We start from the raw sequence: 11,289 nt of genomic DNA, 5'->3' as shown, positions 1-11,289 counted from the left end.
CACCACCAACGGCACCAAGGCCCACCTGTGGGACTGCGGGGGCTACCCCTCCCAGCAATGGGTCCACCAGAACAACGGAACCCTGAAGAACCCCGCCTCCGGGCGCTGCCTCGACATCGAAGCCGGCTCCACCGCCAACGGCGCACGCCTGCACCTGTGGGACTGCGGCACCTGGGAAGGCCAGAAGTGGACCATCACCACCTGACCTGACTCAGCAACGACACACGGGGGTGCATCGCCATCGTCGGCGATGTACCCCCGTGCCCGCGCTCCGGTGCCGCAGAGTCCTGTGCGCGAGGCGAGATCGCGGTACTGATCGACAGTTGCCCTCTCGTCGGCAGTGGTGGCACCTCGTTGACGGGCAGTTGCAGCCCTGTTGCCTCACCATCAGCGGGGCCCAGAAACGGCAGTGTGCCGACTGAGGGCCCTTCGCTGGAGCAGCAGCGCGATGGTCGCGCAGCGTGGGGGCATGATCGCGCAGAGCAGGGCGCGCATCTCGACACCACCGACGACCATCGACGGAGCAGGCGAACCGGTGGGCAAGTGGTGTGGACATGTTGCCCCCGGTTGCTCGCCCGCCCATCACTGGGCTGCGCCTGCTGGACTCGACCTTCAGCGAACGCCTCGCCTATCCCCGAGCGACCGCACGACTGTGAGCGGCGTGCGGGTCAACGAGACGAAGGATCGGTCAAAGTAGCCTGCATCTCGACACCGAACTCGCGTTCGCAATTCGTTGTCGACGTGCGGCGCAGATTGCGCAGACACGCCTGCCTACCTTGCGTGACCTCGGGCGTGTCGCGAACGTCGCGCAAAGTAGGTTGCACCACGCACTCTCCCATGCGGATGCGGAGCAACCCGCGGCGCGCGTCAGCGGGAACGAAGATGCTCCCGGGTAGTGACTAGGCGCCGCACCGCACGGCGTAGCGGCCCGGCGTCGCTGGCGGCAAGCTCCACCGCGCATGACGCGGCGACGCGCTCTGCGGCCTGTGGCACCGTCAGGTGATCAGTGGCGACATGCTGCGCAAACTCCGGAGCTCGGAGCCGCTCGAGGTTCGGGACCACCCTTTCGACAGCCCACTGCTCGCGACGCAGCGCCAGATGCCGCAGGCCGACAGCGTCGGCCAGTCGGCCACCCCCAAGCCCACGGCCGGCCAGCCTGGCGATGACCGTTTCAGGCGCTGCCAGCAGGGCAACGTGCCGGACGTCATGCCCGATTCTTCGCAGTTCCCCGACCGTTTCGGCGAAGTAGCGTGGATCCGTCACCGTCATCGGGACCAGGACGTGCCCGTCATGCCGACGCAGGATCAGATCGAGCACCTCCACCACGCCGGTCCGCCACGAGACGAACTCCTGGAAATCGGGGCAGTACGACGGCGGGACCGCCTTCTGCATCCCGTAGCCGACATGCTCGGGATCGACGACGAGGCTGCCCGGAAGGCGGCGGTGCAGCTCGGCGACCGTGTGCGTCTTGCCGACCCCGAATGTGCCGTTCACCCAGATCAACACGCCGCCATCGTATCGGCGGGCGGGCGCGACCCCGTGTGATTCATGCCAGCGATAGGCCACCCGCGGTGGAGCTTACGGGCCCAAGGGCCGTCGCCGATCTTGAGCCGCTGACGCGGATCCAGCGGTCTCTTAGTCCGAGGGCGTACGACCAGCGAAGAGCGCCGCCACGTCCTCACCGGCACACCGCGCGTGAGCGGATCGATGCTACCTACCCTGAGGAATGAACCTTCGACACCGCTGCACAGCGACTACCGCCGCCGTCTTCCTCATAGGCAATCTTGGTGCCTGTACTGAGAGCGAATCCGAGCCGGACGAGGAGTCACCATCGTTGCCCGTCGAGTCCAGCATCGCCAGCACGAGTCCCAGCGCTGACTCTGAGCCGGCGGTCGAGTCGCCCCAGCTGGGTGTGCCGTGGACCGCTGGTGGCCTGGAGTTCACCGTCGGCGAGCCTGAGGGCGTGCCGAGCGCCGAGCGCTGGGAGGGCACGATCGACACCGAGCTCTACCCAGACGAGGTGATCTTCCCAGTCTCGGTCGCCAACACGACCGACGAAGTGATTGAGGTTGCCGGGTCGATCGGGTTCGACACGTTCTCGGCACCCACCCTGGCGAGTATCTGTCGTGCGAGAGCGATGTGCTCCCGCCATCGAGGCTCCAGCCAGGGCGCTCTGCCGAGTGGCCGGAGTGCTTCGCCGTGGAGAACGCCGATGACATCGTGTTCACGATCTACCCGCCGGACGACGGCCCCGCGATCGACTACTTCATCGGCAGTCCGCAGGTGGACGAGCCCTCCGAAGCCCCAAGCGACTACGGCGACGATCCGCAGCAGGCCTACGCGCTGATGGTCCAGGACGCGGGCGCGCCCTTGGTCCGCGAGTACCCCGACCTCGCGGACGTGCTCGACGACAGCGAAGGCATCGTGACGGCTGGCGAGGACATGTGCACCCAGATCGACGAGGGGATGACGCTAGATGGGATCTACCTCGAGACCTACGACTACCTCGAGATACCGGACGGCGCCGACGACAACATGCTCTTCGCCAACTTCATCTGGGACATGATCCTCGCCGCACCCGAGACTCTGTGTCCAGAGCACCAGGAAGTCGTCGATGAGTGGGAAGCATCGGCACACTGAAACGCGGCGCGCAAGTACTGTTGAGGGCCGTCCGTCAGAGCAAGGCGTACCAGCGGGATCGCCAGGTCCGGGCTGCCCGCGGACCCCGAATGACGTCATGCAAAGGTCAAGCAAGACTCAAGCCCGAACCATGTTACATAGGTGAGGGTTTGTGAAATCTAGGTTGCACGTCGACAAATGTTGACGTGCAGCGCAGATTGCGCGGACACGCCGCTGTACTTTGCGCGATACCGGACGTGTCGCGGTGGGTGCGCAAAGTAGGCTGCACGGCCCGCGGTGGAGTTCGCGCGGCCAAAGTTCGTCGCCGTGGAACTGCGGCGGGACATCAGGACCGATGAGGACGGTTAGACAACTACTCGTTCTGGTCGGCGCGGGCGACGCGCTCGCCGAGATCTGTCAGGCGCAACCAGAATCCGGCTCCCATCGGACGCCAGCCCAATCGCTCCAGTTCCGCGTGCGCCCGCGCGAGCCACGGGCCCGGTGAACCCGGCCAGTCTTCAAACCCGGACTCGCCCAGAGCGCCGGGCACCACGAAACCGTCACGGAACATCCGATCAAGTACACGGATCGTCGCGGCCCTGTTCGTCTCGGAGGCATCGCCGAGCATCGCCTCCCAGGCGACCTCGTCGAGCAGGATCCAGTCGTCAAGACCGGAACGAAGGATCGCTGCGATCGTCACGCCGTCGCCACACTCTCGCGCCACACTCACGACATCGTCGCCGAACTCGGACGGGCAAGGCTCGGACACAGCAACAGCCTTCCAGGACACCCACCGAGCAAGCCAGATTAGACGTCACCTACTCGTGCAGCAGTCCCCCGGACTACGACGTGAGGTCTCGAGCCGGAAGGCCCGACGCCTGAGACCATCGATGCTCCGAGGCTTCATCCTCTTGCCATGCGCGCACTGGGCGTCAGCACCGTCCCGCTTCGACGTGTACGGAGCGCCACAACGATGACGGCGCCGATGATGAGTGGCACGGGGATGAGCACGCTGAGGTCGATCGCGCCGGCGGAGCGGTCGGTCGCGACGGTCGGATCGATCTGGAGCGCCGCGTCGATGACGAACTGGGTCGCGTTGAACACGGCGTGCAGCACGATGGCGATCTCGAGCCCGCCGGTGCGCCAGGTGATCCATGCGGTGCCGACCGCGAAGACGAGGTACCAGACGTTCAGCAGCCCGCTCGTGGAGAAGTGGACCAGCGCGAAGAGCACACTCGAGACGGTGATCGCGAGCACGAGTCCGAGCCGGGCGTTGCGCGTCCAACTGCCGACGACGCGGAGGATGAGTCCGCGGAAGCCGTACTCCTCGCCCGCGGCCTGGAACGGCGTGAGAACGAGAGCCGTGGCGACGAGGAGGAGGAGGTCGTGCCACGCCCAGGTCGTCTGCGGGAACGGTGCCCAGTAGTAGACGACCAGGAGTGCGACGGTTACCGGCAGGAGGACCACGAGGGCGCGGCCGAAGATGTCGAAACGGAAGTGCGACAGCACTGACGACAGCGCCCCACCGCGCACGCCGTAGAGCCAGCGCTGGATCAGCATGCTCCACGGGATCAGCAGCGCGACCGCGAATGCGCCGACGGCGTTGATGAGGGGGGTGTACCCGTCCCGGGCCTCGGTTCCGATCGCGGCATCGATCAGAGCGGCGAGGATCGTGAGCCCGATGATGAAGACCTGCATGCCTCCGAGAAGGAGGCCGATCGCAAGGATGCCGCGCCCAATTCGGCGTTTGTCGCTGACAAGCCCGCGGTGGTACTCGACGGGCGTGGTGTGAGTCGCAAAGAATTGTGGCTTTTCGCTCTCGATCGCGTCCATCAATTTCCCTTCGTATCTGCTGTGATGCGCCTCGACCTTCATCTTTCGATGTAAGCTAGCGACCTCAGTGTGATCCCTGTGGCTGGCACAGGGTCAAGCGGCTCTTCGCCGATCCGGTGGGGAGTAGCCCCAGGGCTCCGGCAAAGTCGCTGGTCATGCGGTCAGCACGAGGTCGCTGGCTGCTTGATCGTGTCGGGCGTGGTGGCGTGGTCCCGCGGTGATGTTGGTCACGGGATCTGTCACCCCGGCAGGAAGATCGCCTACAACAAGTAGGGTGACGCCAGCATTGCGTGTGCCGGCGAGGACACTCCCACCACGGGCGACTATCGCCTTCCGGAGTGCCACCCGGGTCATGTGCTCACCGTCGACATAGATCGTTCCGGTGCACAGAACGCTCTGGCCGCTCAAGGAAGTCACCGCGCCACTGCACGGCCTCGTCTCTGGCATGCGCTGAGGATGCCAGAGCTCGCCGCATGCACGCGCTGGCCCCGCACGGCAGGTGCGGCCCCAGACAACCATCCGCTGATCGCGAGCCACCCGCGACCGCTGATCAAATGGCAGGCAAGCCGCCAGCGAACCTCGGCTATCGTCAGGCGAAGGTCAAGCAAGATTCAAGCCCGAACCATGTTACATAGGTGAGGGTTTATGAAATCTAGGCTGCACGTCGACACGTGGATATCAGACCTGCATGTCGACGAACCGTGAGTAGTGCCCCTGGAACGCCACGGTGATGGTGTCGGTGGGGCCGTTTCGGTGCTTGGCGACGATCAGGTCTGCTTCACCGGCTCGTGGAGACTCCTTCTCGTAGGCATCTTCACGGTGCAAAAGTATGACCATGTCCGCATCTTGCTCAATTGAGCCAGATTCACGCAAATCAGACATCGCGGGCTTCTTGTCCGTGCGCTGCTCGGCGCCACGGTTCAGCTGGGAGATGGCGATGACAGGGACTTCGAGCTCCTTGGCGAGCAGCTTGAGCGCTCGGGAGAACTCGGAGACCTCCTGCTGGCGGGACTCGACGCGCTTCCCGGAGGTCATGAGCTGCAGGTAGTCGATGACAACGAGCTTGAGGTCGTGCTTCTGCTTGAGCCGCCGGCACTTGGCACGGATCTCCATCAGCGACATGTTGGGGGAGTCGTCGATGAACAGCGGCGCCTCGGAGATCTTGCCCATGGTCGCGGCGAGCTTCTGCCAGTCGTCCTCGCCCATGGACCCGTTGCGCATCTTCTGCAGGTGGATGCGCGCCTCGGCGGACAGCAGACGCATCGTGATCTCGTTGCGGCTCATCTCGAGCGAGAACACGACCGACGTCATCTGGTGCTTGATCGACGCGGACCGCACGATGTCGATTCCCAGGGTCGAGTTGTGCGTCGGAATCATCGAGGTGCTCGCCAGGTACAGGTGCTCCGGGTGGTCGATCTCGACACACCGCACCGGGACCGGCGCGACGGGGCGTACGTCGACGATGAACCGCGAGGTGAGCCGCGGTGTCGACGGGCGACGACGCTCCTTGTGGAGGAGACGCTTACGTTCGAGGGCAAAGACGTCGTCGTCCGTGGTGAAGGTGATCGTGTACGCCACCGACGAGTGCTCGCTTCGCCCGCCTACCCGCTTCTCCGACCAACCTGTCCGGTACCCGAGGCTGTGCACAAGCTCCCGGACGTGGGAGGCAAGCGTCCGGTTGGTCAGCGCGATCTGCGGGCTTCCCGTCGGGTTCACGGTTCCGTCGGTGTCGAGCAGGCCGGCGAGAAGTTCACGCCGCTGAGCCTCGCTCGCCCGGAGGTAGGAGGCCGGGATGTGCTTGTTCCCCATGACCCCCAGCGATCGAAGGATCCCCGCGACGGTCCCGCGCGCGTTGTGGCAGGCCTGGCATCTGCGCAGACCGGTGCTCCGCCGACCACAGTCGGGGCATATCGGCGGAGCGACCGGCGTGGAGACCGCGCTCGCGCGGCCTCCACACGAACGCCCGCACGCCTTGACCTGAGACGTGCGAGGGGTGAACTCCCGACCGCACACGACGCACGGTCGAAGAGCGATCGGAGCTGACGCGGGTAGCTGGAGGCTGTAGAGGCGAGCGGCGCCCTTGAAGCGGCTGCGCTCCTGGGCAACCAGACCGAGACCTTCAAGACGCATCGCGATCTCTGGATCTGCCGACGTGAACCGAGCCGAGGCAGAATGACCGTCCCCGAGCCAGACGCCCAGCGCGTAGGGGTGGAGAGGAAGGTCCACTTCCGGCGCCTGAACGGCACGTGCGGTCCGCACAGCATGGTTGGCCCGCCTATCGGCGGTCTCGCAGCGAACGGTCGCTGCGAGCTCTTCGGTCGTTCGTACGCTGCTCGGTGGACTCGCCTTCCGGCGCTCTGCCCGGGTCGTCGTCACCCACTCGTGCTGGGCGTCGGCGACGATGGTGGTGCCGTCGTCGAACACCACCTCATAGCAGGGGCGGCCTTCCATGACCTCGGTCGCGCGGACGACGGTGGTCGGGGTGCCGTCGGCGGCGACGAGCTGGTCGCCGACCTGCACCTCGCCCATGGTGGTCCAGCCGGTGGGTGTGACCAGGGGGGTGTCGAGCGCCAGGGCCTTGCCAATGGCTGGCCGGGCGGCAAGGACGATCATCTGGCCGGGGTGGAGGCCGTTGGTGAGACGGTCGAGGTCGGCGAAGCCGGTGGGCACACCGACCATGCCTTCGCCGCGGTGGCCGGCGGCCTCGATCTCGTCGACGGTGCCGCCGATGATGTCGCCGAGGATGTTGTAGTCCTCGGCCGTGCGGCGCTCGGTGACAGCGTAGACCTCTGCCTGGGCGTTGTTGACGATGTCGTCGACGTCGCCGCCGTCGGTCGCGTAGCCGAGCTGGACGATGCGCGTGCCGGCCTCGACGAGGCGGCGCAGCACGGCGCGCTCGCGCACGATCCGGGCGTAGTAGCCGGCGTTGGCCGCCGTGGGCACACCCGCCATGAGGTCGTGGATGTAGGGGGCGCCACCGATGCGGCCGAGCTCGCCGCGCTTGGTGAGCTCGGCAACGACCGTGATCGCGTCCGCGGGCTCGCCGCGCCCGTACAGGTCGATGACGGCGTCGTAGATGGCCTCGTGGGCCGGGCGGTAGAAGTCGGTGCCGCGGATCTGCTCGATGACGTCCGCGATGGCGTCCTTCGACAGGAGCATGCCGCCGAGGACGCTCATCTCCGCCGCGACGTCCTGCGGCGGGGTGCGGTCGTACGCCGAGGGTCCGGAGCCCCCGTAGCTCGACTCGAGCTCCTCGATCGACATCTGTCCCTCACTCCCCCGGCCCGCTCGCCGGGTGTCGCCCACGTCGTACATCTGTTCTACTGCGAGCCGCCAACAGTCGCGTTCGAGGCCGGTCACGACCTCGGACAGCACCTCTCCCGAGCGGTTCCGTCCGGGATCGGCGTTGACCCGTGGACGGCTGAGAGGCTCGACTGCAGAGACGACTCCGCGACACTAGATGCGCCCTGCGAGCCCTGCAACCGACCCTGTGCACAAGGCTGTGCACAGGCGGTGGACAGGGTGTGGATACAGCCCGAGTTGCTGTGCACAGCCCGTGGACAACTATGTGGACAAGCGACCAGTTCGGGCCTGTGCAGCGCGCCGACCTGGCTCTTCACTACCCTCAGGGGTGTGGACGAAAGAAAGTCGCACGACACGCCGACGACACGCCCGAAACCCTCTGCACACCCAACGGACAGCCCCCGTTCATCGAGGCGGCTCGACCGCGAGATCCTCGCGCTCGCCGTCCCCGCCCTCGGTGCGCTCGTGGCCGAGCCGCTGTTCGTGCTCGTCGACAGCGCCGTCGTCGGGCACCTCGGCACCGCCGAGCTCGCCGGGCTGTCGCTCGCCTCGACGATCCTCGTCACCCTCGTCGGCCTCTGCGTGTTCCTCGCCTACGCGACGACCGCCGCCGTCGCCCGCCGGGTCGGCGCGGGCAGCACCCGTGAGGCGCTCCAGTCAGGCGTGGACGGCCTCTGGCTGGCCGTCGGTCTCGGGATCGCCCTCGCCGCGCTGCTCGTCGCCGTGGCGCCCTGGGCGATCACCACCATGGGCGGGACCGACGAGGTCGCGCGCCACGCCGTCGTCTACCTGCGCTGGTCCGCGCTCGGCCTGCCCGGCATGCTCCTCGTCCTCGCCTCCACGGGCGTGCTGCGCGGCCTGCAGGACACCCGCACGCCCCTGTACGTCGCCGCCGGCGGCGCCGTGCTCAACGCGATCCTCAACGTCGTCCTCGTCTACGGCGCCGGGCTCGGCATCGCCGGCTCCGGGATCGGCACCGCCGTCGCGCAGACGATCATGGGCGTGGTGCTCGTGGTCGTCGTGGTGCGCGGCGCCCGCCGCCACGGCGCGTCCCTGCGCCCGGCCGCGGGCGGGATCTGGGGCAACGCCGTCGCGGGAGCACCCCTGTTCGTGCGGACCCTGTCGCTGCGGCTCGCGATCCTGCTCACCGTGTTCGTCGCCACCGGCCTCGGCGACGTCACCCTCGCGGGCTACCAGGTGGTCCAGGCCGTCTGGGGGCTGGCCGCGTTCGCGCTGGACGCCCTCGCGATCGCGGCCCAGGCGCTCGTCGGGCACGGCCTCGGCTCCGGGGACGTCCCACGCGTGCGCGCCGTCCTGCGCCGGACCCTGCGCTGGGGCGTCGCGGCCGGCGCCGTCATCGGCGTCGTCATGGCCGCCGGCGGGTGGTGGTTCGCGCTGCTCTTCACGTCCGACCCCGAGGTTCGCACCGCCGTCGCGCTCGGCATGGCCGTGTGCGGCCTGCTCCTGCCCATGGCCGGGTGGGTGTTCGTCCTCGACGGCGTCCTCATCGGCGCCGGGGACGGCCGCTTCCTCGCGTGGGCGGGCATGATCACGCTCGTCGTCTACGCCCCCGTCGCGCTCGCCGTCCGTGCCTGGGCGCCCGACGGCGCGGCCGGGCTCGCGTGGTTGTGGCTCGCCTTCGCCGGGGTCTTCATGGCGTCCCGCGCCCTCACGACCGGGCTGCGCGCCCGCGGCGAGCGCTGGATGGTCACCGGCCGGTGAGACGCGTTCGGCCCGGTCCCCTGAGGGGACCGGGCCGAACGTGTCGAGCAGCCGTGATCAGGCCGGAACGACGATCAGGCCGAGACGACCTTGACCGCGATGTTCGCGGAGACCTCGGGGTGCAGACGGATCGAGACCGTGTACTCCCCGACCGACTTGATCGGCTGACCGATCTCGATCTTGCGCTTGTCGACCGACTGACCACCGGACTGCGCGACCGCAGCCGCGATGTCCGCCGTCGTCACGGCGCCGAACAGACGACCGGACTCGCCGGCCTTCGACTCGACGACGACCGACTTCGACTGCAGCGAGTCGCGGATCGCCTTGGCGTCGTCGAGCGACGCGATCTCACGGGCCTTGCGAGCCTTGCGGATCGCGGAGACCTGCGACTCGGCACCCTTGGACCACGGGGTCGCCAGGTGGCGGGGCACGAGGTAGTTACGGGCGTACCCGTCCTTGACCTCGACCACGTCGCCGGGCTCACCCAGGCCGGTGACCTCGTGGGTCAGAATCAGCTTTGCCATGTTCTTCCCCTCTCGATCAGCGAGCCGACGACGAGTACGGCAGCAAGGCCATCTCGCGGGCGTTCTTGACGGCACGAGCGATCTGACGCTGCTCCTGGACGGTGACGCCGGTGACCCGACGAGCGCGGATCTTCCCGCGGTCAGAGATGAACTTGCGCAGCAGAGCCGTGTCCTTGTAGTCGACAAACTCGATCTTGGCCGACTTCAGCGGGTTCGACTTCTTCTTGGGCTTGCGCACCACAGGCTTCGCCATGGTGTTGCTCCTTCACAAGGTGCGTTCCCCACCCGTGGCGCGGACGCCGTCGGGCAGGAAGGGGTTGTCTGGGGGTGTGGAGGTGGCTAGAAGGGAGGCTCGTCCGAGAACGAACCGCCCGACGACGCCGGGCTCGACGTGGCCCACGGGTCGTCGTTGCTCTGGCCACCACCGGAAGCGTTGAAACCACCGCCGGAAGCACCACCGCCGCCGCTGAAACCGCCACCGCCACCACCCGAGCGCTGGGCCCGGGTGACCTTCGCGGAGGCGTAGCGCAGGGACGGACCGACCTCGTCCACCTGCAGCTCGACGACTGTGCGCTTCTCTCCCTCACGGGTCTCGTACGAACGCTGGACGAGACGGCCCTGCGCGATGACGCGCATGCCCTTCGTCAACGACTCCGCGACGTTCTCCGCGGCCTCGCGCCAGATCGAGCAGCGCATGAACAGCGTGTCGCCGTCCTTCCACTCGTTGCTCTGGCGGTCGAAGCTGCGAGGCGTCGACGCGATCGTGAAGTTGGCCACCGCCGCACCCGCAGGGGTGAAACGCAGCTCCGGGTCCCCGGTCAGGTTCCCGATCACCGTGATGATGGTGTCACCAGCCATGCCAGCTCCTCAGTGTCGTCGTTCGTACGTGTCCGTCCGCGGGTATCCCACCACGAGGCGCCGACAACCGCAGAGCGGCAGGCCGGACCTGTGGAAGAACCACGGTCAGGGATGGTGCGGGGTGGATCAGCGAGCGTCCGTGCGCAGGGTCTTCGTCCGCAGGACGACCTCGTTGAGGCCGAGCTGACGGTCGAGCTCCTTGGCGGTGTCGGACGTCGACGTGAAGTCGACGACCGCGTAGATGCCCTCGGACTTCTTCTGGATCTCGTAGGCCAGACGGCGACGGCCCCAGATGTCCACCTTGTCGACGGTTCCACCGTCGGTCTTGATGACCGACAGGTACTTGTCGAGCGACGGGGCGACGGTGCGCTCCTCGATCTCGGGGTCGAGGATGATCATCAGTTCGTACTGACGCATGCGGTTAACCCAC

Annotated in this window: 11 protein-coding genes; 3 read left to right on the top strand and 8 right to left on the bottom strand. The window is 67.3% G+C overall.

Translation table 11 applies throughout. The features are described 5' to 3' along the window. Positions 1–205: RICIN domain-containing protein (locus tag OHL10_RS18490; RefSeq protein ID WP_265523723.1), on the top strand; the 205-nt coding region annotated here is incomplete at its 5' end. Between the two features lie 662 nt (positions 206–867). Here the strand turns inward: OHL10_RS18490 and OHL10_RS18485 are convergent. Next, positions 868–1,506: an AAA family ATPase gene (locus OHL10_RS18485; RefSeq protein WP_265523722.1), complete on the bottom strand. Its 639-nt coding sequence runs from the start codon at positions 1,504–1,506 to the stop codon at positions 868–870. A 693-nt stretch (positions 1,507–2,199) separates the two neighbouring features. Here OHL10_RS18485 and OHL10_RS18480 point away from each other — a divergent pair. Next, on the top strand, positions 2,200–2,640 hold the full coding sequence (locus tag OHL10_RS18480) for a hypothetical protein (RefSeq protein ID WP_265523721.1): 441 nt from the start codon (positions 2,200–2,202) through the stop codon (positions 2,638–2,640). 352 nt (positions 2,641–2,992) lie between these two features. Here OHL10_RS18480 and OHL10_RS18475 read toward each other — a convergent pair whose 3' ends face one another. The 3 genes from OHL10_RS18475 to dnaB form a co-directional block, all read right to left on the bottom strand. Beyond that, a complete protein-coding gene (locus OHL10_RS18475; protein ID WP_265523720.1) occupies positions 2,993–3,319 on the bottom strand; it encodes a hypothetical protein in 327 nt (108 codons plus the stop codon). 203 nt (positions 3,320–3,522) lie between these two features. Continuing rightward, complete coding sequence (locus OHL10_RS18470; RefSeq protein ID WP_265523719.1) at positions 3,523–4,494, bottom strand: CPBP family intramembrane glutamic endopeptidase; 972 nt, start codon at positions 4,492–4,494, stop codon at positions 3,523–3,525. Between the two features lie 636 nt (positions 4,495–5,130). Then, complete coding sequence (gene dnaB / locus OHL10_RS18465) at positions 5,131–7,716, bottom strand: replicative DNA helicase (RefSeq protein WP_265523718.1); 2,586 nt, start codon at positions 7,714–7,716, stop codon at positions 5,131–5,133. A gap of 468 nt (positions 7,717–8,184) precedes the next feature. On the opposite strand from dnaB, the gene OHL10_RS18460 reads away from it, so the two are divergent. Continuing rightward, entirely contained in the window at positions 8,185–9,477 is a 1,293-nt protein-coding gene (locus OHL10_RS18460) for an MATE family efflux transporter (protein WP_265523727.1), read from the top strand. Positions 9,478–9,551: 74 nt separating this feature from the next. On the opposite strand, the gene rplI is transcribed toward OHL10_RS18460, so the two are convergent. The 4 genes from rplI to rpsF all read right to left on the bottom strand — a co-directional run bounded on the left by rplI (position 9,552) and on the right by rpsF (position 11,276). Then, a complete protein-coding gene (gene rplI / locus OHL10_RS18455) occupies positions 9,552–10,001 on the bottom strand; it encodes a 50S ribosomal protein L9 (protein ID WP_265523717.1) in 450 nt (149 codons plus the stop codon). 16 nt (positions 10,002–10,017) lie between these two features. Continuing rightward, the gene (rpsR, locus tag OHL10_RS18450) at positions 10,018–10,254 is read right to left on the bottom strand and encodes a 30S ribosomal protein S18 (protein WP_265523716.1); all 237 of its coding nucleotides are present in this window, start codon (positions 10,252–10,254) and stop codon (positions 10,018–10,020) included. Positions 10,255–10,340: 86 nt separating this feature from the next. Next, on the bottom strand, positions 10,341–10,859 hold the full coding sequence (locus tag OHL10_RS18445; protein ID WP_265523715.1) for a single-stranded DNA-binding protein: 519 nt from the start codon (positions 10,857–10,859) through the stop codon (positions 10,341–10,343). Between the two features lie 126 nt (positions 10,860–10,985). Continuing rightward, a complete protein-coding gene (gene rpsF / locus OHL10_RS18440) occupies positions 10,986–11,276 on the bottom strand; it encodes a 30S ribosomal protein S6 (protein WP_265523714.1) in 291 nt (96 codons plus the stop codon). Positions 11,277–11,289: the final 13 nt, after the last annotated feature.

The organism is Oerskovia flava, assembly GCF_026163685.1.
GTDB lineage: Bacteria > Actinomycetota > Actinomycetes > Actinomycetales > Cellulomonadaceae > Oerskovia_A > Oerskovia_A flava.
Note: the sequence above shows the minus strand (reverse complement) of the source record. Positions and strands in the feature narration are given on the sequence as shown.